This window comes from Flexithrix dorotheae DSM 6795 (genome assembly GCF_000379765.1).
In the GTDB taxonomy this organism is placed as follows: Bacteria; Bacteroidota; Bacteroidia; order Cytophagales; family Flammeovirgaceae; genus Flexithrix; species Flexithrix dorotheae.
The window spans coordinates 491394-513628 of sequence record NZ_KB903454.1; the positions used below are offsets into that span (position 1 = coordinate 491394).

A 22235-nucleotide genomic window follows, 5' to 3' on the forward strand; every position below is an offset into this window, starting at 1 on the left:
GAAAACAAAAGCTTTAGCACCAGATTATAAATTATTAAACCTTAGATGAAAATAATAGCTTATTTAAAGCTAACTCGTCCGGCTAATATTGTCACTGCTTTAGCAGACATATTAGCCGGATTTTCTGTTAGTATTGCTTTACAAAACAAACCCTCATTTGAAAGCCTGGCAGACCCCAACCTGGGCTGGCTGCTTCTATCCACTATTGGACTTTATGGAGGCGGAGTAGTTTTTAATGATGTATTCGATGCAGCATTAGATAAAATTGAAAGACCGGAAAGACCAATTCCCAGTGGTGTTGTGAGCAGGGGAAATGCAGCTATTTTGGGTGGAAGTTTATTATTTCTTGGAATTTTGGCCGCTTATCAGGTAAATGAATTGAGTTTAATTTTAGCTGTTTTAGTAGCCATTGCTGCCCTGGTGTATGATGCCTGGGGAAAACACCAGCATTATTTTGGACCAATAAATATGGGACTTTGCAGGGGAGGAAATTTATTATTGGGCATTAGTGTATTTCCATTGGCATTTCACGAATTCTGGTATTTGGCCTTTATTCCAATCGTATACATTTCAGCCATTACCATGATTAGCCGAGGAGAGGTTCATGGGAAAAATTTAAAAGCGCTTAAAGGTGGTGTAGCCTTGTATCTCATTGTCATATCGGCCATTTTGGCTTTAAGTTTCACTCCATTTTTTGATGCCATTCTCTGTATCCCTTTTCTGGCTTTATTCGCCTTTTTAATTTTTCCACCATTGTTTAAAGCCATTAAACTTCAGGAACCACCTTTAATTGGGAAAGCTGTAAAAGCCGGGGTATTATCCTTAATTGTAATGGATGCTTCAATTTCTGCAGGATTTTCCGGATGGGAAACTGGAATTCTTATTTTAATACTTTTACCCATTTCCATTGTAATTGCCAAGGCATTTGCAGTGACTTAAACCTCAATAAACCCACTTCATCAACTTAATTAACAAAATGGATTTAATAAATCATTTTTTCTGTTTTAATTTTAGGGTTGTGTTTTGGGAAATAATTTCCTGGGAATATCAATTTACTGCTACAGAAAGGGTTCTTTTTTAAAAGTACCCGCTATGAATCGATAAGTATATGAAGGTTATAAACCAGGCATTTTCAGTGCCTTTTCAATATCAGGTTTTTTTTACAAATTACCTTTTTCAGGGTGATAATCCCCTGCTTAAAAATTTACTTTTAAAATTTAGTGAAGTAAAATCCATCAGGGCTTATGTAGTGATTGATGATGGCGTCATACTACACCATCCGGATCTGGTTGAGCAAATTCGCAATTATTTTAAGCCACTTAGCCACAAGGTCAGTTTATGCGATGAAGTGCTAAAAGTACCAGGTGGAGAATTGGCCAAAAATGACAATAAGTACCTGCAAAAGATTTTAGAAGCCACCAGCAAATTTGGCATTGACCGACATTCATTAATCATTGGAATTGGTGGAGGAGCCGTGCTGGATATGGTAGGGTTTGCTGCAGCTATTTCCCACAGAGGTATTAAACACATCAGAATTCCCACAACTGTATTATCACAAAATGATTCCGGAGTTGGAGTAAAAAATGGAGTAAATGCCTTTAATAAGAAAAACTACCTGGGCTCATTTGCCCCTCCGGCTGCAGTAATTAATGATTTTCAGTTTCTCACTACTTTGAATGAAAGGGATTGGCGATCAGGTATTTCCGAAGCGATAAAAGTCGCCCTCATCAAAGACAAAACATTTTTTGACGCCATAGCAAAAGATGCCAAGGCTTTGGCAAGAAGAGAAATGAAACCTATGGAAGAATTGATTTACCGTTGTGCCCAAATGCACCTGGACCATATAGCAGGCGGTGATCCATTTGAAATGGGCTCTTCCAGGCCCCTGGATTTTGGCCACTGGTCGGCACATAAACTGGAGCAACTGACCAATTTTGAAGTAAGGCATGGGGAAGCGGTAGCCATAGGTATCGCCCTTGATGTGACCTATTCGTATTTGCAGAACAGAATTAATAAGTCGGATTGGGAACAAGTGATTCAATTGATCAAAGATTTAGGTTTTGAACTTTATCATCCGGGCCTTTCTCAAAAAGATGAACAAGGGAACCTTCAGGTTTTAAATGGTCTGAATGAATTCAGAGAACATTTGGGTGGTGAATTAACCATCATGCTTTTAGAAGAACTGGGTAAAGGAATTGAAGTACACGAAATGGATAATGACCTGATTATACAATCTATTACCTTACTCGAAAAATTTCAGGAAGTGGATATTGAAAAATGAAAAACATTCTCCGATAAGCTTCTGAATTAATTTAATACTGAACCCTGATTTATTCAGGGTTTTGTTTTTTCTTTGGAAAGGGATTATTTGCTTTAAGAAAAGGAATTCCCTTAGTAGATATTTTAAAATTCTCCTCCTTGTTTAGCTAAGCCTAACAAGAAGGACGGATCACCTGAAAATTATTTCATCTGAATTTGATTTTTTGAATACATGAAATTAACTAACAATTATTATCTCACCTATTGTACCAATATCCATGCTGGAGAAAGCTGGAAAGAGGTAAAGGAAAGTTTGGAAAACTTCCTCCCAAAAATCAAGGAAAAGTCCTCTCCTAATCAGCCTCTTGGAGTTGGTTTAAGACTTTCAGGCAAAGCCAGTGAAGAAATTTTAACTGATAACCATTTGGCTGAGTTTAAAGCATGGCTTTCAGCTAATGATTATTACGTTTTCACACTTAATGGCTTTCCCTATGGAGGATTTCACAACACCCGGGTAAAAGATGATGTCCATAAACCTGACTGGACTACAACAGACAGGTTGGATTATACCAAAAGGTTATTCGATGTACTTTCTGTACTTCTCCCAGAAAATCAACCAGACGGGGGAATTTCCACCTCACCGGCATCCTATAAATACTGGTACAAAACAGAGGAAGAATTGAATGAGGCTTTTAAGCAATCCGTCATTCAATATGCAGAAGTCGCCATTTATCTGGCAGAAATTAAGGCCTTAAAAAATCAAAATCTACATCTGGATATTGAACCTGAACCTGATGGACTGATAGAAAATACGCAGGAAACCATTGATTTTTATAAAAACTGGTTGATTCCCGTTGGCAGTGCACATTTGGTTAAAACCATAGGAATTTCTCCAGAGGAAGCCAAGCGGGTTATTATGGAACACATACAAATTTGCTATGATGTTTGCCATTTTGCAGTGGAATATGAAGAACCTCAATCGGTTTTTGAAGCATTTGAAAAAGAAGGCATAAAAATCGGCAAAATACAAATCAGTGCTGCGCTCAAGGCGCATTTGCCCAAAGATCAGCCGGAAAGGAAACTGGTAGAAGGAGCCTTTCTGCCATTTGTGGAATCTACCTATCTGCATCAGGTAATTGCCAAAAAGGAAGATGGCAAGCTAATTAATTACAATGATTTGCCTGCAGCCCTCGAAAACTTTTACCAACCTGACATCACAGAATGGAGAACCCATTTTCACGTACCCATCTTTCTAAAAGAATATGGGAAACTGTATTCTACTCAGGATGAAATTGAAAAGGTATTGGCGTACATCCAAACAAATCATATAACCAATCATCTGGAGGTAGAAACCTATACATGGGAGGTTTTACCCAAAGACATACAGATTAATCTGGCAGATTCCATTTCACGGGAATTGAATTGGGTGAAAGATACATTTAATCAAAAACTGAAATAAAACTTCACTTCATGCAAAAAACGGTTGTCATAGATGTTGTTGGATTAACTTCCAGATTAATAGGAGAACATACTCCGTTTCTTTCCAAATGGTTAGAAAAGGGGAAACAGATCAATATTGAACCGGTTTTACCCGCAGTTACCTGTACTGCCCAATATACTTACCTTACCGGAAACTGGCCTTCAGAACATGGCATTGTTGGAAATGGCTGGTATTTCCGGGATGAATGTGAAGTCAAATTCTGGAGACAATCCAATCACCTGGTGCAGGCCAAAAAAATTTGGGAGGCAGCCAAAGCTGAAAATCCGGAATTCACCTGTGCTAATATGTTTTGGTGGTATAATATGTATTCATCGGCTGATTTTTCAGTTACTCCCCGGCCAATGTACCCGGCAGATGGTAGAAAATTACCCGATGTATACAGTCATCCGATGGATCTGAGAGATACGCTGCAAAAAGAATTGGGGCAATTTCCTCTTTTTGAATTTTGGGGCCCAAAAACTACGATTAATTCGAGTAAGTGGATTGCAGATGCTTCCTTAAAAGTAGACCAATGGCATGATCCTACTTTAACTTTAATTTACCTTCCCCATCTGGACTATAATATCCAGCGGTATGGCAATGACTTCTCCATAATCCACAAAGATTTAAAGGAAATTGATGGTGTTTTGGAAATGCTAATCAATTACTATGAAGGGAAAAATGCTAAAGTTATTTTACTTTCAGAATATGGTATAACTGATGTTAATCATCCAATTGATATTAACCGGGTTTTAAGAAAAAATGGCTATATCACGGTTAAAGAAGAATTGGGGTTGGAACTTCTAGATGCCGGAGCCAGTAAAGCTTTTGCTGCATCGGATCATCAATTGTCTCATGTTTATGTGAAAAATGAGGAAGATATTCCCAAGGTAAAAGCCTTATTGGAAAAGGTTGATGGAATTGAAATGGTATTGGATGAAGAAGGTAAAAAGCAACATCATATCAACCATGACAGGGCTGGCGAACTAGTGGCTGTAGCAGATAAAAACTCCTGGTTTACTTATTACTATTGGCTGGATGACAATAAAGCACCCGATTTTGCCAGGACAGTGGACATTCACCGGAAACCGGGCTACGATCCGGTAGAAATGTTTCTTGATCCGAAAATCAAAATGCCATTGTTGAAAGTCGGGGGAAAACTCATCAAAAAGAAATTGGGATTCAGATATTTAATGGATGTAATTCCCCTGGATGCTACTTTGGTAAAAGGTTCCCATGGCAGGTTAACAACAGAACCCGAGCATCAGGCAGTGTTGATGAGTAAGGAAAAGGAACTACTTCCCCACCCTGCTGTAAAAGCCGTTGAGGTTTATGATATCATCTGGAAGCATATTTGGGGTTAGGAGTTAGTGGCCAGGAATTGGTATTTGGGGATTAGGGGTTAGAATAATCAACAATGGCGAAAGGGTCTGACTTATTTCTTTTTCCATGCGTCCACTTCATTTCCTACACGTTTGAATCAGGATTCATAAATAGATCAAAAAACACATATTAAAGACCAAAAAAACCAACAACCAAAATGACACAAAACAGCTATAAAGTTATCGGAGTAATGTCTGGTACATCGCTTGACGGGATTGACCTTGCTTATTGTGAATTCAAGTTGGCGAATGGAAAATGGAATTATCAAATCTTAAAAGCCGAGACTTTCCCCTATTCCCAAGATTGGATGGCGCAATTAGCTTCTATAGAAAACAAATCGGCATTGGAATATGCAAAATTTGATGTAGACCTGGGAAGACATTTGGGAAAAACAATTGCCAGTTTCGTTCAAAAGCATCAGCTTTCTGTGGACTTTATTGGCTCGCACGGACATACCATTTACCATCAACCTGAAATTCAACTGACCACACAAATCGGCTCAGGAGCTCAAATTGCTGCCCAAACACAAATTCCTGTGGTTTATGATTTCCGTATTCTGGACCTTGCCCTGGGTGGACAGGGCGCACCTCTCGTGCCTATTGGCGATCAATTATTGTTTTCCGATTATCAGTTTTGTCTGAACCTCGGAGGAATTGCCAATATTTCTACGGAATCTAAAGGAAACAGAATAGCTTTTGATATTTGTCCCTGCAATATGGTATTGAATTACCTTTCCCAAAAAGAAAACTTAAGCTATGATGATGGCGGGAAAAATGCGGAGAATGGGAAATTCATTTCAACCCTTTTTGAAGCACTTGAAAACCTTGACTTTTATAAAAATAATGAACCGAAATCGTTGGGAAAAGAATGGGTTTTGGAAACAGTAATTCCCTTAATTGAAAAATACAAGGATTATGCTCACTGGGACATCGCCCATACATTTACCCATCATATTGCCTCCCAAATTGCCAATTCAGTAAAGATAAACCAGGAACAAAAAGATAAAGGGAGTCAGGAAAAACTATTGATCACCGGAGGTGGAGCCTATCACGCCTTCCTGATTAGAACTTTAGGGAAATTACTACCTGAGGTGAAAATTGAAATTCCTTCCAGGGAAATTATAGAATTTAAAGAAGCCATGATTTTCGGATTCCTGGCTACTTTGCGGTGGAGAAATGAAATTAACTGTTTGAGTTCGGTGACCGGGGCTTCTAAAGATTCCTCTTCAGGGGTGATTCTGAAAGTTTAAATTCCTATCCAAATACTTCTTTTTTGAGGCAAAACCTCTGGTAATTACCAGAGGTTTTTTGTTGTAGGGCTCTTAATATTTATCAAAAACCAAGATTTGGACCACCAAAACATAACCTGTCCTCTATAAAATTTAAAACGTTTCCGGATGAGTTCCAAGTGGTTCATATGCTCTCATTTACTCCTATGGCATACCTTTGTGAATAATACTTAATTAGCGTAATAATTTATTTAGCGAAATTTCGCTAAATAAATTAATTCCTCTATATTTGAATCAACCTAAAATAAAAAACACACTTTTAAGTAAATTAACCGATCCCCATGAAAAAGACCAATGTAACAAAGATTGCAAATCAACTACATCAAATAGGCATAGAATACCCAAGTGTTTTCTATAATCTGGAACCTACGCTTTTGATCGAAAAAACCCTTAAACAAAAAATGGGGAAAATTACTGAAACCGGAGCCTTAATGTGTGATACCGGAAAATTTACAGGAAGGGCTCCAAAAGACAGGTATATCGTAAAAGATGAGCTTACCATGGATAGCGTCTGGTGGGGTGATATTAACCAGCCTTTTTCAATTTTACAGTTCGACAACCTTTACAATAAAATGGTTCAACACTTAAGTGGTAAGGAATTGTATGTTCGGGATGTAATGGCTGGAGCAGAACCGGAATATGCACTAAATGTCAGAATTATTAATACACTTCCATGGCAAAATCTTTTTTGTTACAACATGTTTATCCGGCTCACAGAACTGGAATTAATCAATTTTTTACCAGAATTTACTGTAATTGCCGCACCGGATTTTAAAGCCAATCCTCAGGTGGATGGTACAAAAAATGAAAACTTTTCTATTATCAACTTATCCAAAAAAATCATTTTGATTGGAGGTTCTGCATATACTGGTGAAATTAAAAAAGGTATTTTCAGTGTTTTAAACTTCCTTCTTCCTCACAAAAGGAATGTATTATCTATGCATTGCAGTGCCAATACAAGTGATAAAAAAGATCCTGCTATTTTCTTTGGTCTTTCAGGAACTGGGAAAACCACACTTTCGGCCGATCCTAACAGAAAACTGATTGGGGATGATGAACACGGATGGACAGACAACGGTATTTTTAATTTCGAAGGAGGTTGTTATGCCAAAGTGATCGATCTGTCAGAGGAAAAAGAACCTCAGATTTGGAAAGCTATAAAATATGGGGCCTTACTGGAAAATACGAGAACCTATCCGGGAACCAGAAAAGTGGATTTCACCAATACTTCTGTTACCCAAAATACCAGAGTCTCCTACCCTATTTATCATATAGATAATGCCATGGAGCCTTCAATTGCCGGAAAACCCAAAAATATATTTTTCCTTACCTGTGATGCATATGGTGTTTTGCCTCCAATTTCCAAATTAACCAAAGGCCAGGCAATGTTCCATTTTATTTCGGGATATACCGCAAAAGTAGCAGGAACGGAAGAAGGAGTTACAGAACCTCAAACGGTTTTTTCCGCATGTTTTGGTGCACCGTTCATGCCACTTCACCCAACAGTATATGCAGAAATGCTAGGAAAAAAAATGGATGAAAATAAAGTGAATGTGTGGTTGGTGAACACCGGATGGATAGGAGGAGCATATGGGGAAGGGAAAAGAATATCCCTAAAATATACCAGAGCTATGATTCAGGCCGCTTTGGAAGGAAAATTAAATTATGTGAAATATGAAAATGACAAATTGTTTGGACTATCAATTCCACAGGAATGCCCGGAAGTTCCGAAAGAGGTGCTTTCACCAAGAGGACTTTGGAAAGATGGAAAACGCTATGATGAGAAAGCTACTCAACTGGCAAAAGCATTTCACAAAAACTTTGAAAAATTTGCCAGTTATGCCAATGAAGAAATCTTAAATGGTGCTCCCCTCGTTGGGAAGTCCATTAAAGAAACACTTGAAGTTTGAACCAGCAATTTCTTTTAACCTAAGCTATAAGCAACACATTAAACACATGCCAAATTATTTAACCGAAGTTTAAGTACCGAATAAAGAGGGCTGCTCCTGGCAGCCCTTTTTTTTATTATTTGGTTTTGTTTCTAATCAATTTTAATCACCAGAAAAGGAGATGCTGACCAGAACCTGTCTTTATCCAAAATGACGAGCTTTGGAGCTCCTTTGGTTTCAAGTTTAAAAGTCCCTGAAGGATGCTCTGAAATGAGCTCAGGGTTTTCTCCAAGAATAGGCAAAGTGCTCAACTCTTCCATATCTACCATCATAAATTTCTCCTGTACCTCTCTTTCCACCTGATTAGGGTCTTCCTCTATGGACACCTCCCCTTTTTCATTCAAAATCTGATCAGATTTTAATTCTTCCACTGTTCCCCAGGTGAAATAAGCTGGTGTAAAAGTATCCCCATTTGTTTGAGTGACTTCGGGAATAATTCCTGCTAACTCATTAGTTTTCTTCTCTATATCCTCATCCGACATCACCAGGTATTTTTTGTTTTCTTTATAATCCTGGTTTTCGGCAATGTAGTTTACAGTATTTTTAGAAGAATCTCCCTCTATAAAAATATCCTGATTTTGAGCCCCATAAATTACAGGTGCATTAAAAGAAAGCACCGTAAAAATAATGATGCAAAAAACAAGATAGGGTTTTAAGAATTTCATTAGTAGTAAATTTTGGTTTGTGCTCCTACTAATGAAATTTATATACCAAATAATTAAAACATTCAATATGAACCACTTACAAAATTAGCGATTTCAAAAACATTCTTAAAACTTCAACAAACTGTGGAATAAATCCCCAATAAGGTTAAAATTCAACTCGTTCTAATAACTTACAATTTTTTCCAAAACCCAGTTTGTACGCGCTCCAGAAACTCCTGTACTTGGAGATTTTCCTTTTCCTGTTAACTCTTCCACTACTTTTTCAATTAATGGCTGATGGACATGGGCTGGCTTTGGATGATCATAAGTTTCCTTTTTTCCATTTTTTAGTAATGTCACCGGAATATCCAGATTGAAAGAAGAAAAGTGAATACCTCCTTTTTCCCCAATGATTTCCACCACATCGATTTCCTCCTCCGGACTGGTCACAAAACACCAGTTCCCAGTCCCAATTATTCCATTTTCAAATTGAAACTGAGCAGTAACTGTATCTTCTACCTTATAATACCCACCGAAATTTGCCTGTTGACCAGCCACAGAAGCAATTGGACCAAAGAAATAGTCTAAAAAATCGAATTGATGAGATGCCAAATCATAAAAATAACCACCGCCAGCCAAAGCAGGATCGACTCGCCAATTTTCCGAATCATTTTCCAGATCAGCAGGTTTTGGAGCCTGATATAGTTTAATATTTACCATTCTGACTTTGCCTATTTCACCGCTATCCAGAATACTTTTCACCTTTGAAAAATAGGGTAAACATCTTCGGTAGTAGGCTACAAAAAGGGGAACACCAGCCGCTTCACATGCGGCAACCATATCTTCACATTCCTGATGATTCACTGCCATTGGCTTTTCCACATAAATAGGCTTTCCAGCTTTTGCTGCCTTTAGGGTATATTCTTTATGACTTCCCGGAGGAGTGGCAATATAAATAGCATTTACTTCACTGTCATTAATCAATTTATCCGCATCACTATAACTTTTAGGCACTCCATGCCTTTTTGCATAATCTGCAGCTTTTTCCGCATTCCTTCGCATTACAGCCACCAGTTTTGAATCCGGAACTTTATTAAAAGCAGGCCCGCTTTTCACTTCACAAACATCCCCACATCCAATTATTCCCCAGTTTATTTTCTTTTCTGACATCTTAAGGTTTTAGTTTTAAATGAATTCCTACTTAAAATACAAAGGCATAACCCATTCGGACTATGCCTGCTATATTAAAAATTTAATCCCGTTATCTTAATAATTTTCAGGAATTATTTTTCCTGTTCTGTTTTAGGGGTGGTATTATCCTGATTATTTTCCGGATTTTCATCTTTGGAAAATAACATCAATAAAATAAAAACCACTGCGATGGCAATATAAGCCAGGGTTTTCTTATCTCTGTACCACATCTCCCGAATGCCATCCTGTGTATGAAACTTATGGTAGGAATCCATAAAATTATTAAAGTTTTTATGCTTATGAATTACCCTTTTTGGAGGATCTGGCTTATCTATATTGACTTTTATTTTTACCATTTCTTCAGTACCAGTACTTTTTAATATTGCGCAATTTCACCTCAAAATCAATCAGTTGTAATAAATTTATTGGTGATTATTACCTTCTACTACTCACCTTATCAAATTTACAATAAAATTAGATTTTTCCTTTGGGAAGGTTAAAATAGAAACCAGTTAACCCAACAATTATTTTGTAGAATAATCCCGGGTTTTTACTTTGTCCAAGGTTTCACTGCAGTTGGCTTTCTGCAACTTTCTTTAGTTTTTTCAGAATGCGATAAGTTTTTATTTTGGCATTTACTTCTGTAAGTTCAAGCAAAAACCCCATTTCCTTAAATGATCTTCCTTCAAAAAACCTCAATTCCAAAAATTGTAATTCTTCCGGATCTAAGGTTTCCAATAGTTTGACCACCAACTGGCTTTTATCCACTTCTACGTGTCCGGGGTTTATTTCAAAGAATAAATCTTCTACATGGTTTTGCTTAAGACTAACCGCTCTGGGATGATTTTTTTGGCTTCTGAAAAACAGATTGATTTCGTTGATGGCAATTCGGAACAACCAGGCTGAAAACGGGACACCTGTAAATTGAAATTTTTTTATATTCTTGAGGCACTTATAAAAAACCAGAGAGGTAATTTCTGCGGTCACATCTTCTTCATCAATCCTTCGATCTACAAAAATGAAAATGCTATCGTAATATCTTTCGTAAATTGGAGCGAAAAATTTAGGATTTTGCTGAGCATTGGCAACCAATTGATATTCAGCCCTAATCTCATCTTCCGTTTTATGGAATTGAGAAGAGGTAGCCCAAAGTATTTGAAATAACCTCAAAAAGCTGATCTTGTTGATCAGGAGTGTAATTTCTAAAAATAATGGCCGATACACCAGAACAATCCAGGTTAACAAATTTTCTAAACGAGGGGGAAAGAATAATTCCCATTTCAAATAAAGGAAATAGAATGAAATTATTCTTCTATTTTCCAATTGATTTTCCATAGCCTGATGGTTGAGGCTTAAAATGGTAGTACCGGCCATATCTTTTTAATTTAAGGTTTAGATTTTTTTAGTTTAATTGCTAGTAATGAAGATAATTTTCTAAACCATTTCAAGTGTAACTGGCAAAGGGTTTGTCCTAACGAAATTAGCAAAGCGTATCAATAGGTTAACAAGCTTATTATCCATGAATTTAGCTTATTTAACACCTAGGACACCCATTAGTTAATAGGATAATAAAATACCTGCAGCCCCATTTTCACCTCTTCTCTGTCACTTTTATAATTCAATCTTTCCACTTTATGAATCTGCATCACCAGTTGGTCACCGGTTTTGGCTTTTTCATGAAACTTCCTTAGGTTCACTTCATCATTACTAAAGCGGTCTGAAAATACATTCCTGTTATTTCTGACAATCATCAGTTCCCAATCCGTCACTTTATATCTGGCATCTCTTGGGTTAAATTCCTTAAAATCTGCATCAGGGATTGCAACTGCTTTAATTCTTCTTGGAAGAGCCCCTCCCTTTACCGGATCGATAGGCCGGTTTCCATTGAAAATTTTCAAAGTAGGCAAAGGAATTGGCTTTACCCTAAATTGTTGCTTTCCAATCTCCACACCATTATTTTTCACCATAACCTCCACACTTTTGGACTTGGGAATTACAGTTACCTTTCCGGGTTGATTACCTTTTTCATATTCCGCTCCGGTAATTTTAAATTCTGGATTATAATGAATACCTAATTCAGGAACTCTTACATTCAGTTCATTTCCACAATTGTAATACAAAGCCTGAATAGCAGCCGATTCAAACTGAAGGTTGGGTTTCTGCACTACAAATTCTTCTGTAAATTCGTAGGTTTTTGGTCCGGCCGGGGTATTAATTTCAATTGCTCCACTCCAGGTTTTGGTTATTTTACCATCCTGTCCAAAATTACTGCTATTGGCTACAAACTCCACACTTCCTTTACCATCCAGCCCTATGTCCACGGTTCCCTCAGAAGTAGTTATTTTGGGTTTTGCCACCGAGGATGAAGCCACCAACATTACCGTAGCTTTATAGGGAGTACCTGCAGTGACCACTTTGGATACCGGACTGACAAAAGCTTCTACCTGATCGAAAGGGACTTCCTCCAAGCCAACTTTGTCTGCAAGTACATCCAGGGCTTTGGCCTCAATTCTTACTACTTCATTTTCAAACTGACTTAAAACTGCCATTGCAGCAATCATAGGAGTCTCTTCGAAATTCAACTCTGCAAAATCTTTGTTTTTCTGATCTTTATCATTTTTAAAACGATCGATTTCAATGGCATCTAGGGCTATATTTGGAATGTTAAGCGATGAATCGAATTTAGAGATTTTTTCGGCATATGCATTCAGTAATCTTTTCAACTCATAAGCTTTTCCATCCTTCGAATCCCCTTTTCCCAAAGTAATTTGCATTACTTTTTCATCTTCCTCAATTCCTTTATAATGATCATTTTCATCCAATCCTCCCGTGATTTCAACAATTTCATTTCTTAAATTCTCAATTTCATTTATCACCACATCAGTTTCAGACATCACATCTTTTGCCTTTTTTACCACATCCAAATCTTCCGGCTTGTTTCCCCTGTCTTTTACCGAGCGTTTAATTCCCTCAAATACCCTTAAATTTTCTTTTCTGATGGAGGATACCGAGTGCTGTAAACTTTCATCAATAAGAAGAAATTTGTCCAAAACCGTATTGGAAACCTGAAGAGCAAGCATAGCCACCAAAACGATATACATTAAACCGATCATTTTTTGCCGGGTTGTTTCTTTATTTGAACCTGCCATAATTATATTTTTTTGAGTTTGTTTCTATGTTATGCTCCTCATAATACAGGTACAAAAAAAAGGTACACCCTTTCCCTAACTTTTTTATAAAAAATTTAAAAACCGGCTTCGTTCACTTATTATTACCTATTTATTAACATTCAGCACATATCCCAAAACCTAAGTTTAAGGGGGAATCAACAGTGTTTTAAATTTTAAATTCCGTGAAACACTGTTTGACAGCTTTTTCTAAATTGCCGGGAAATTTTGCGGGCTGCCTGAAAAATAAGGCTTAAATCAGGTGAGTCGGCACTCGATTTTCACAACTCAACAAAAAGCATATGGGTATTCAGTTACAAAAAACAATCAATGGATTAAAGGATAATATATTCAAAGAAATTCATTCAAAGAATCTGGTGTATAACGCTTGCTGGGAAGACCCCAGAGTAGACAGGGAATTGTTAAATTTCAACCAAGAAAGTAAGATTGTAATGATTACGAGTGCCGGTTGCAATGTGCTCGATTACCTTTTGGATAATCCCAAATCTATTGATACCATTGATGTTAACCCAAAGCAGAATGCACTTTTAGCTTTAAAAATTGCGCTTTTCGAACATGGAAGATTCGATTATCTTTTTGCCATGTTTGGTAAGGGTCATTTTAAAGAGAGCAAAAAACTATATGAAGATAACCTGAGAAGTTTAATCCCTGAATATGCCCAACAGTTTTGGGATAAAAAACTTAAGTACTTCTATGATTCCAGAATTAGAAAATCTTTTTACTTCAATGGAACTTCAGGAAGTTTTGCCTGGTGGATGAATAATTTTTTTGACAGTAATAAATCATTAAGGAAATTAACTTATGACCTTGTTCATGCCAAATCAATCGATGAACAGGAAAAAGTTTATAATCAGATAGAGCCAAAACTTTTCAATAATTTCATCAAATGGGTTTTGGGGAGGCAACTTACCATGTCCATGTTGGGTGTTCCCAGACCCCAAAAACAACTGATTCTGGATCAGTTCCCGGGAGGTGTTCCTTCTTATATTTCGTCTAGTTTACGACATGTTTTCACCAAATTGCCTATTTATGAAAATTACTTCTGGCATGCCTACATTACTGGAAGTTACAGTAAATCCTGCTGCCCTGAATACTTAAACTTTGAGAATTTCCAGGAGTTGAGAGAGAAAACTTCCAGATTAAAATTACACAACAATACGATTTCTGGATTTTTAAAGGAAAATCCGGGAAATTACAGTCATTATATCTTACTTGATCATCAGGATTGGCTGGCTTCTCACGATCCTGAGGCGCTAAATGAGGAATGGGAACTGATTCTGAAAAATAGTACTCCCGGCACGCAAATTTTAATGAGATCTGCGGCCCTTGAAATTGACTTCCTACCCGATTTTGTGAAAGAAGCTGTTTCTTTTAAAACCACTAAAGACCTGATGGATTTTCATAAAAGGGATAGGGTTGGAACTTACGGAAGTGTTTATTTGGGTACAGTGAAATAAAAAAATCACTCCGATTTTTTTTAAGTAATTCTAAATTAAAGTTTAAAAATTACTAACAACCACCGATTTTAGGTTCAGTAACCTTATGGCCATTCATTTAATTAACCATATTTTTACCTTAAGGCCCATAGGCCTGATCCTAAAATTTGTAGATTCGCAAAAACCATTTGCCGACTTTCTCAAAATGGAAGAGAAAAAAAAAGGAGTAGTTTATTCCCTACTCAATAATTTATTTAAAGATTCACCGAAAGTTTCTATTGATAAAAAAGATAGAATTGTGGTATTCAGTGATCTTCATATGGGTGATGGAGGGAAAAATGATGACTTTAAGCAAAGTGCCGATCTTTTTAAATCTGCCCTAAAAAAATATTATCTAAAAAAGAAATATAAGCTGATATTGAATGGTGATGTAGAAGAATTACAACGATTCGATTGGGATAAAATAGTTAAAAAATGGCAGGATGTTTATGATATTTTTGATCAGTTTCATAAAGCAGGTAATTTCTACAAAATAATTGGTAATCACGATATAGGGCTTCACGCAGAGGGTTTTCCAGCCCAATCATATCCTATTCTGGATGCCCTTACATTAAGATATAAGGAAAATAATATTTTCCTTTTTCACGGGCATCAGGCATCCAAAAAATATAGTGAACATAATGCCCTGGTGGGATATTCTTTAAGGTATTTGGCTAATCCCCTAGGCATAAAAAATTATACGGTTTCCCACAACAGCCGTAAGCAATATAAAATTGAAAAAAATGCCTATCAGTTTGCCAGCCGGAACAAAATAGTTTCTATAATTGGACATACCCACCGGCCGTTGTTCGAGTCTTTGAGTAAATTTGAAAGGATAAGAGCCAGGGTAGAACAGCTCTGCAGAGAATATTCTTCCATGGATAAGATTACTGGTAAACCATTGAAAAAACTGATTAAGCTGTACAAAAAGGAGTTGGAAAAAATTTATGAAAATACCACAGATGAAGATTTGAAAAAAGAACAAATTTATAATTCCATGATTAACATTCCATGCCTTTTTAACTCGGGTTGCGTGATAGGAAAAAGGGGAATGACTTGTCTGGAAATTGCTAATGGGGAAATTAGCCTGGTCCACTGGTTCGATAAAAACACTTCAAAAAAATACCTGAATCACAATGGATATGAACCTGAGCAACTGGAAAAATCCGATTATTACCGCATGATTATTAATAAAGAAAAACTGAATTATATTTTTACCAGAATAAATTTATTGACTTAAAAAAACTGCTGCCCAGGCCTTTATTTTTTTAACTTGAAATCAACCTGATTTTAAATTTGGATCATTAGTTTTGAGCCATCAAAGTAAACTTTTATTGATTTTTAATAAGGAGCATTTGTAATAATTTGAATTTCAGAAAGGAAAACAACTACAAATACCCAAATCAATAAATACCAAAAGATACAACACATAACTAAAGAATTATATGAGACCCGCTTTTTTAGATTACCTGGAACACTCCTGGGTATTAAAAACACTTCAAAAACTTAGCCCTGAGGAAAGAATAGCCCAACTTATCCATGTTGCCGGATATTCCAACAGGGATGAAAACCACGAAAAAGATCTTCTACAGCTGGTGGAAAAACTGGGAATTGGTGGCATTATTTTCTTTCAGGGAACCCCTGAAAAACAGGCCCAAATGGTGAACCATTTTCAGGAAAAGGCTAAAGTGCCTTTAATGATTTCCATTGATGGAGAATGGGGACTTGCCATGCGTTTGAATAATTCTACGGCTTTCCCTTACCAAATGGCGTTGGGTGCTCTGGAAGAAAATCACCTGATCTACGAAATGGGACGAGAAATTGGCAAGCATTGTAAAAGGGCAGGAATTCAGGTAAACTTTGCCCCTGTAGCCGATATCAATAATAACCCGGATAATCCTGTGATCAGTTTTAGGTCTTTCGGAGAAAATAGGGAAATGGTTGCCGAAAAGGCTGCTGAATACATGAAAGGCCTTCAGGATGAAGGAGTTTTGGCCTGTGCCAAACATTTCCCCGGACATGGGGATACCAGTACCGACTCTCATTTCGGACTTCCCGTGATCAGCCATAGCAAAGAAAGATTTGAAGACAATGAACTCTATCCGTTTAGCAAACTCATTGAAGTAGGAATCGCCAGTATGATGATTGCCCATCTGAATGTACCAGCAATTGACCCTGCTCCAAATATGCCCTCCACCCTTTCCAAGCCTATCATCACCGATTTATTAAAAGGCGATTTGGGATTTGAAGGACTCACATTTACTGATGCGCTGGATATGAAAGGAGTGGCAGATTTATTTCCGTCCGGAGTAGTAGATGCAAAGGCTCTGGTGGCAGGAAATGATGTATTACTTTTCACAGTTGATCCGGAAAAAGCGATTACGGAAATAAAAAAAGCCATAGAAAATGGTGAGATTACCCAGGAAGCCATTGACTGGAGATGTCAAAAATTGTTGGCCGCAAAAAAATGGGCAGGACTGGATAAGTTTCAACCTATTGAAACAGAAAGGATTCAATCAGAATTAAACAATAATTTTTCTAAAAATCTAAATCAAAAATTAGCAGAAAAAAGCATTACTTTACTCAGGAATGAGGGGGCTATACTTCCTTTAAAACCTGAGGAAAAGGTTTTGGTTATTTCTCTCATGGCCAAAGATGTTGTACCGGTTTTCCATAAACCAGAATTAGCCAAGCAACTTCAGCATCACTTTAAAAGTAAAGAAGAAAATGACGATAAGCAGGAGGCTTTGGTTTTTCAAAAAGCGATTTCAAAAAAATTTGAAGCAGACCAGCTTTTGCTCGATAATGAACTGAACGGGAAAAGTTTAGAGGAGCTCAAAGCACAAATATCTTCCTACGATAAAGTGATTCTGGGCATTCATAAACTTGCCATGAAACCAAGGGAAGATTTTGGCATAAGTGAGCAAATGAAAGCTCTGGTAAATTATGTTTCAGGATTAGAGAATAGCATTATTTCCGTATTTGGCAATGCATATGCACTCAGTAAGTTCGAAAAGATACAGGAAACGAAAGGCTTGATATTAACTTATCAGGAATCAGAATTCACCCAGAAAAGTGCATCAAAACTGATACTGGGAAAAATCACCGCTGAGGGAAAATTACCTGTTACAGTGAATGAACACTTTCAATACGGAGCCGGAATAGTTTAGTGCTTAAGCGGAAAATATTAGTTATGAGGGATTGGAGATTAGTGGTTAGGGTTTAGTGGTTGATGGAAAAAAACTGAAGAAATCTTCATTTTAATTACCAACTTCTGAATTCTAAAACCTAATTTCCAATTCACACTTTTTTCCCTGAAATAAATGCCGCTCCAATTAGGGCTACCAACAAAAGAAATCCGGCTATTTCCAAAGGAAAAACACTGTCTGTCATTAAGTTAATACCAATTTGATTTACGGTAGAATTATTGACAATATTTTCGTTGGCCATAGCTTGTTTGATCCATGGCAATTGCTGGAAATTGATAGAAAACACCGATGTCACCAATAAAACAAAATAAGCTATTCCAATAGCTATTCCTATGAATTTATTCCTATCTCCCGAATACACCCGGTCTTCCCCTTTTTTGTTGGTAAACATGATTCCAAAAATCAGTAAAATCAGAATTCCACCTACATAAACCATTATCTGGGTAACCGCCAGGAAATCAGCTCTGGTAAATACATACAAAGCAGCCATCCCCAATAAAGTTCCCAGCAGGCAGATTGCACTATAGAGTACATTCTTGCTAAAAATGATCATTAAAGCACTGATCAGGGTTATCCCGGCAAATGCATAAAAAAATCCTAATTCTATGGTCATAATGAAAAATTAAAAATGAGTTTGCGATAAAATCCTATTGCTCACCGTCATCCTTTTTTTTGATAACAGGTTTAATTTTAGGTCTCATTTTAGGTTTAAAAGCAGGCTTTTCTTCCTTTATATCCTTAGCTTCAGATTCTTCATTGGCAGACTTTTCCGCTTCAGGATTTTCTTCCTCAGTTTTAGGCTTGATTTTCGGTCGAATCTTTGGCCTGAATTTAGGTTTTCCGGCAGATTCGGCTTTTACTTCCTCTGAAGTATTTTCTGGGGCTTCATCTTCAGGAGTATCTTTTGGTTTAATTTTCGGTCGAATCTTTGGCCTGAATTTAGGTATTCCGGCAGATTCGGCTTTTACCTCCTCTGAAGCATTTTCTGAGGTTTCATTTTCAGCAGCATCTTTTGGTTTAATTTTCGGTCGAATCTTTGGCCTGAATTTAGGTTTTTCAGCAGATTCGGCTTTTACTTCCTCTGAAGCATTTTCTGAGGTTTCATTTTCAGCAGCATCTTTTGATTTGATTTTCGGCCGAATCTTAGGCCTGAATTTAGGTTTGGGAGTTTCCCCTGTTTCACTGTTTTTTGAAGTCTCCCCTTCTTGGTTGGGTTTAACTACCGCCTTCATTTTTGGACGAAAAACAGGCTTTTTAGCAGTAGAATCAGCATCTTCTGATTTCCCTTCAGTTTTTGGCTTAGCTGATGCAGCTGGTTTGGGTTTTAATTTCGGTCGGAAAACCGGTTTGGCACCAGGAGTTTTAGGTTCCTCCCCACTGGAGCTTTCAGATTCAGCAGCTTTTTTGGAAGTTAAAGTCTTTTCCTTTTTTATGCGTTGAATTTCATCATATGCTTTTCTCTTTTCATCAGCCTCGGCTTGAGTAAGCACTGCAAACTCAAAATTCATTTCATTGATATCGAATACACTAAAATCGTAGTCCTTAGTCATGGTAAGGCATTCTGTTGGGCAAACTGTAGTACATAAACCACAGAAACAACATTTGGCCATGTCTATGTCAAATTTGGCTGCATAAAGCCTTTTTACAGTACCATCAGAAGTTTCTCCTATTGCTTCTGTGGATTTAATGGCCTCAATATCAATACAATTAACCGGGCAAATTTTGGCACATTTATCACAAACAATACAATCATCTATTTCATTATGGAGTTTGTATCTGCCATTATCGGGCACAGGGATTTGCTCCTTTGGGTATTGAAGCGTCACAATACCCTCCTGATTTTTAAAATAATTTTGATCGCTGGCTGATTCTGTTCCCCTTCTTTTAGTGGTAACAGCATCTTTCATGTGTTTAAAGGTAAGTTTAAACCCGGTGAGAGTGGTTTTTATGGCTTCTGCCATAGAACCAAAATATGAATTGTTAGCTCCTTTCATCATGGCGGACAAAAAATATGTCCATAAAAATTTTAATGAATGGGTAAAGATACCCATCATATGCAATTATGGGAAACAAGACCTGAATAATTTAATGAATTGCACTATTCCTCCTCCAAAACCCATTGGTAAGCTTCTTTTTTGGTCTTAAAAAATAAAACCGTGGCTTTATGCTGCATTTTTTTACTTGCTTCCACCAATTGCTCCAATGAAAGTTGGGCGATAAACTCCTGACTTTCAATAATAGCTATTTTCACCACCCCAAAATCGGAAACCACTCTGATGATGTTGGCGACCCAATCCTGAATAGAGAGTCCAATAGTAAATTTTTTATCAACCTGATTGGCAATTACGTGTTTCAGGTCGTACTCCTTTACCTGGTTGAGGAGAAAAGCCATCGTTAATTTATAATCATCCTCAGCCATGGTCTCCGATTCCTTTTTCCATTGGTAATAAAGGATAGCATTTTTTCCGTCAATATTATAATCAACAAATTTTAAGGGATCAAAAAGTTTCATTCAAGTTTTTCAAAATTGTCCCCAAAATTATTAAAAATATATGATTACAAGGTTTGATTTTTTTATTCCTTTCAGCATATTTGAAAAAAATACTCTGCATGCATAACATTTTTAATTTTGAAAATGTTAATTAAAAAAGTAGATTGAAGAACTTAAGTTCATTGGTGCTAAAAAAAATATTTAAGTTTTCCAAACGATGACCTTAAGTTAAGTTATTGAACCTAAACCAAAAACCAAACTCACAAAGCTAAATGGAACAATTCCTTCAAATATTTCAACAACTTTGTTTTGGCTGTTTACTCATTGCAGCCGGCATATTAATTTACAATCGGGTAAGGTTTATCCGGAGAAATATTTTATTGGGGAAACCTGAAGACAGGACTGATCAGCCTGGGAAAAGATGGAAAACCATGGCCCTGATGGCTTTAGGGCAAAAACAAATGTTTGATCGGCCTTTTGCCGGGTTTATGCATTTCACCATTTATATTGGTTTCCTGTTGATCAATCTGGAAGTACTTGAGATTGTGCTGGACGGTATATTGGGTACTCACAGGCTGTTTTATTCTTTCCTTGGGGAATTTTATCCATTTTTAATTCATTTCTTCGAACTTCTCGCCCTTGGTGTGGTATTCGCCTGTGCCGTTTTTATCCTGAGGAGAAATTCCAAGCTGGTACCCCGTTTTCAAAAACCAGAAATGAAAGGCTGGCCTGCGCTTGATGGCAACATTATATTAATATGGGAAATTGTACTTATGTTTGCACTTTTCACTATGAATGCCACCGATAGCATATTACAGACCAGAGGAGATGAGAGTACGTTTGTGGCAAGTCACTACCCTGATGCGGGGAAATTTGCAGTTTCCCAACTTTTCATTCCCATTTATGAAGGATTAAATACAAAAGCACTTATTTACCTGGAGCGGTTTTCCTGGTGGATTCATATCATTGGCATTTTTGCTTTTGCCATTTACATCACCTATTCCAAACATTTACACATTGCCCTGGCTTTCCCTAATACCTATTTTTCCGATCTGAAACCCAAAGGGGAAATGGACAATATGGAATCAGTGACTAAAGAAGTTAAAATTATGCTGGGAATGACCAATGGCAATGAAGGAGACTTACCTGCGGATGACGCTGTGGGTACCTTTGGTGCCAAAGATGTAACCGACCTGACCTGGAAAAATTTATTAGATGCCTACAGCTGTACAGAATGCGGACGTTGTACCTCAGTCTGCCCGGCCAATCAGACGGGAAAAAAATTATCTCCACGAAAGATCATGATGGATACCAGAGACAGACTGGAGGAAGTAGGACACAATATTGATGAACATGGGAAAAATTTTGAGGATGGTAAATCCTTATATGGTGACTACACCTCCAAAGAGGAACTGATGGCCTGTACTACCTGTAATGCCTGTGTGGAAGCCTGCCCTATCAATATCAATCCACTGGATATTATTTTGCAACAAAGGCGTTACATCGCCATGGAAGAATCGTCTACTCCAGCAGCCTGGAATGCCATGTTTTCAAATATTGAAAATAACGCAGCACCTTGGGCCTTCCCTCCCACTGACAGGTTTAAATGGGCGGAAGACCTCAAGAACAATGGAGAAGGGTAACCCAAAACCCAGCAATTAAATTATTTTCGGAAAAA

At 37.2% G+C, this 22235-nt stretch carries 18 protein-coding genes; 10 read left to right on the forward strand and 8 right to left on the reverse strand.

What is annotated here, in order from left to right; translation table 11 throughout:
- Window positions 1-45 precede the first annotated feature (45 nt).
- The 6 genes from eboC (at window position 46) to pckA (ending at window position 8320) form a co-directional block, all read left to right on the forward strand.
- Entirely contained in the window at window positions 46-939 is an 894-nt protein-coding gene (eboC, locus tag A3EM_RS0124150; RefSeq protein WP_020530833.1) for a UbiA-like protein EboC, read from the forward strand.
- A 169-nt stretch (window positions 940-1108) separates the two neighbouring features.
- Window positions 1109-2281 carry a 3-dehydroquinate synthase gene (locus A3EM_RS0124155; protein WP_020530834.1) on the forward strand — a complete coding sequence of 391 codons (1173 nt, stop codon included), beginning with the start codon at window positions 1109-1111 and terminating at the stop codon, window positions 2279-2281.
- Window positions 2282-2491: 210 nt separating this feature from the next.
- Entirely contained in the window at window positions 2492-3718 is a 1227-nt protein-coding gene (gene eboE / locus A3EM_RS0124160) for a metabolite traffic protein EboE (protein ID WP_020530835.1), read from the forward strand.
- An 11-nt stretch (window positions 3719-3729) separates the two neighbouring features.
- The gene (locus A3EM_RS0124165) at window positions 3730-5103 is read left to right on the forward strand and encodes an alkaline phosphatase family protein (RefSeq protein WP_020530836.1); all 1374 of its coding nucleotides are present in this window, start codon (window positions 3730-3732) and stop codon (window positions 5101-5103) included.
- A 176-nt stretch (window positions 5104-5279) separates the two neighbouring features.
- Window positions 5280-6371 carry an anhydro-N-acetylmuramic acid kinase gene (locus tag A3EM_RS0124170; RefSeq protein WP_020530837.1) on the forward strand — a complete coding sequence of 364 codons (1092 nt, stop codon included), beginning with the start codon at window positions 5280-5282 and terminating at the stop codon, window positions 6369-6371.
- A 320-nt stretch (window positions 6372-6691) separates the two neighbouring features.
- On the forward strand, window positions 6692-8320 hold the full coding sequence (pckA, locus tag A3EM_RS0124175) for a phosphoenolpyruvate carboxykinase (ATP) (protein ID WP_020530838.1): 1629 nt from the start codon (window positions 6692-6694) through the stop codon (window positions 8318-8320).
- A gap of 131 nt (window positions 8321-8451) precedes the next feature.
- On the opposite strand, the gene A3EM_RS0124180 is transcribed toward pckA, so the two are convergent.
- From A3EM_RS0124180 to porM, 5 genes are all read right to left on the reverse strand, one after another.
- Entirely contained in the window at window positions 8452-9024 is a 573-nt protein-coding gene (locus A3EM_RS0124180) for a hypothetical protein (RefSeq protein ID WP_020530839.1), read from the reverse strand.
- Window positions 9025-9186: 162 nt separating this feature from the next.
- The gene (locus A3EM_RS0124185) at window positions 9187-10173 is read right to left on the reverse strand and encodes a Gfo/Idh/MocA family protein (protein ID WP_020530840.1); all 987 of its coding nucleotides are present in this window, start codon (window positions 10171-10173) and stop codon (window positions 9187-9189) included.
- A 113-nt stretch (window positions 10174-10286) separates the two neighbouring features.
- A complete protein-coding gene (locus A3EM_RS0124190) occupies window positions 10287-10550 on the reverse strand; it encodes a hypothetical protein (protein WP_020530841.1) in 264 nt (87 codons plus the stop codon).
- A 211-nt stretch (window positions 10551-10761) separates the two neighbouring features.
- Window positions 10762-11568, reverse strand: coding sequence for an RNA polymerase sigma factor (locus tag A3EM_RS43530; RefSeq protein WP_020530842.1), 807 nt, complete (start codon window positions 11566-11568; stop codon window positions 10762-10764).
- A 179-nt stretch (window positions 11569-11747) separates the two neighbouring features.
- Window positions 11748-13343 (reverse strand): type IX secretion system motor protein PorM/GldM, encoded by a 1596-nt coding sequence (porM, locus tag A3EM_RS0124200; protein ID WP_020530843.1) that lies wholly within the window; start codon window positions 13341-13343, stop codon window positions 11748-11750.
- Window positions 13344-13663: 320 nt separating this feature from the next.
- Between porM and A3EM_RS0124205 the strand changes: the two genes are divergently transcribed.
- The 3 genes from A3EM_RS0124205 (at window position 13664) to A3EM_RS43535 (ending at window position 18027) form a co-directional block, all read left to right on the forward strand.
- Window positions 13664-14839 (forward strand): BtaA family protein, encoded by a 1176-nt coding sequence (locus tag A3EM_RS0124205; RefSeq protein WP_020530844.1) that lies wholly within the window; start codon window positions 13664-13666, stop codon window positions 14837-14839.
- A gap of 184 nt (window positions 14840-15023) precedes the next feature.
- Complete coding sequence (locus A3EM_RS0124210; RefSeq protein ID WP_026210562.1) at window positions 15024-16097, forward strand: metallophosphoesterase; 1074 nt, start codon at window positions 15024-15026, stop codon at window positions 16095-16097.
- 205 nt (window positions 16098-16302) lie between these two features.
- On the forward strand, window positions 16303-18027 hold the full coding sequence (locus A3EM_RS43535) for a glycoside hydrolase family 3 protein (protein ID WP_020530846.1): 1725 nt from the start codon (window positions 16303-16305) through the stop codon (window positions 18025-18027).
- 130 nt (window positions 18028-18157) lie between these two features.
- Here A3EM_RS43535 and A3EM_RS0124220 read toward each other — a convergent pair whose 3' ends face one another.
- The 3 genes from A3EM_RS0124220 to A3EM_RS0124230 all read right to left on the reverse strand — a co-directional run bounded on the left by A3EM_RS0124220 (window position 18158) and on the right by A3EM_RS0124230 (window position 20578).
- Window positions 18158-18679 (reverse strand): NADH-quinone oxidoreductase subunit J family protein, encoded by a 522-nt coding sequence (locus A3EM_RS0124220; protein WP_020530847.1) that lies wholly within the window; start codon window positions 18677-18679, stop codon window positions 18158-18160.
- Between the two features lie 34 nt (window positions 18680-18713).
- The gene (locus A3EM_RS46950) at window positions 18714-20063 is read right to left on the reverse strand and encodes a 4Fe-4S dicluster domain-containing protein (protein ID WP_211212011.1); all 1350 of its coding nucleotides are present in this window, start codon (window positions 20061-20063) and stop codon (window positions 18714-18716) included.
- 101 nt (window positions 20064-20164) lie between these two features.
- Window positions 20165-20578: a hypothetical protein gene (locus tag A3EM_RS0124230; protein ID WP_020530849.1), complete on the reverse strand. Its 414-nt coding sequence runs from the start codon at window positions 20576-20578 to the stop codon at window positions 20165-20167.
- A gap of 251 nt (window positions 20579-20829) precedes the next feature.
- Here A3EM_RS0124230 and A3EM_RS0124240 point away from each other — a divergent pair, with 251 nt between their 5' ends.
- Complete coding sequence (locus A3EM_RS0124240; protein ID WP_020530851.1) at window positions 20830-22200, forward strand: 4Fe-4S dicluster domain-containing protein; 1371 nt, start codon at window positions 20830-20832, stop codon at window positions 22198-22200.
- Window positions 22201-22235 lie beyond the last annotated feature (35 nt).

What these genes read in the sequence shown, in the direction of transcription:
- eboC (WP_020530833.1), top strand. Translation starts at nt 46, where the DNA reads ATGAAAATAATAGCTTATTTAAAGCTAACTCGTCCGGCTAATATTGTC.
- A3EM_RS0124155 (WP_020530834.1), top strand. Translation starts at nt 1,109, where the DNA reads ATGAAGGTTATAAACCAGGCATTTTCAGTGCCTTTTCAATATCAGGTT.
- eboE (WP_020530835.1), top strand. Translation starts at nt 2,492, where the DNA reads ATGAAATTAACTAACAATTATTATCTCACCTATTGTACCAATATCCAT.
- A3EM_RS0124165 (WP_020530836.1), top strand. Translation starts at nt 3,730, where the DNA reads ATGCAAAAAACGGTTGTCATAGATGTTGTTGGATTAACTTCCAGATTA.
- A3EM_RS0124170 (WP_020530837.1), top strand. Translation starts at nt 5,280, where the DNA reads ATGACACAAAACAGCTATAAAGTTATCGGAGTAATGTCTGGTACATCG.
- pckA (WP_020530838.1), top strand. Translation starts at nt 6,692, where the DNA reads ATGAAAAAGACCAATGTAACAAAGATTGCAAATCAACTACATCAAATA.
- A3EM_RS0124180 (WP_020530839.1), bottom strand. Translation starts at nt 9,024, where the DNA reads ATGAAATTCTTAAAACCCTATCTTGTTTTTTGCATCATTATTTTTACG.
- A3EM_RS0124185 (WP_020530840.1), bottom strand. Translation starts at nt 10,173, where the DNA reads ATGTCAGAAAAGAAAATAAACTGGGGAATAATTGGATGTGGGGATGTT.
- A3EM_RS0124190 (WP_020530841.1), bottom strand. Translation starts at nt 10,550, where the DNA reads ATGGTAAAAATAAAAGTCAATATAGATAAGCCAGATCCTCCAAAAAGG.
- A3EM_RS43530 (WP_020530842.1), bottom strand. Translation starts at nt 11,568, where the DNA reads ATGGCCGGTACTACCATTTTAAGCCTCAACCATCAGGCTATGGAAAAT.
- porM (WP_020530843.1), bottom strand. Translation starts at nt 13,343, where the DNA reads ATGGCAGGTTCAAATAAAGAAACAACCCGGCAAAAAATGATCGGTTTA.
- A3EM_RS0124205 (WP_020530844.1), top strand. Translation starts at nt 13,664, where the DNA reads ATGGGTATTCAGTTACAAAAAACAATCAATGGATTAAAGGATAATATA.
- A3EM_RS0124210 (WP_026210562.1), top strand. Translation starts at nt 15,024, where the DNA reads ATGGAAGAGAAAAAAAAAGGAGTAGTTTATTCCCTACTCAATAATTTA.
- A3EM_RS43535 (WP_020530846.1), top strand. Translation starts at nt 16,303, where the DNA reads ATGAGACCCGCTTTTTTAGATTACCTGGAACACTCCTGGGTATTAAAA.
- A3EM_RS0124220 (WP_020530847.1), bottom strand. Translation starts at nt 18,679, where the DNA reads ATGACCATAGAATTAGGATTTTTTTATGCATTTGCCGGGATAACCCTG.
- A3EM_RS46950 (WP_211212011.1), bottom strand. Translation starts at nt 20,063, where the DNA reads ATGATGAAAGGAGCTAACAATTCATATTTTGGTTCTATGGCAGAAGCC.
- A3EM_RS0124230 (WP_020530849.1), bottom strand. Translation starts at nt 20,578, where the DNA reads ATGAAACTTTTTGATCCCTTAAAATTTGTTGATTATAATATTGACGGA.
- A3EM_RS0124240 (WP_020530851.1), top strand. Translation starts at nt 20,830, where the DNA reads ATGGAACAATTCCTTCAAATATTTCAACAACTTTGTTTTGGCTGTTTA.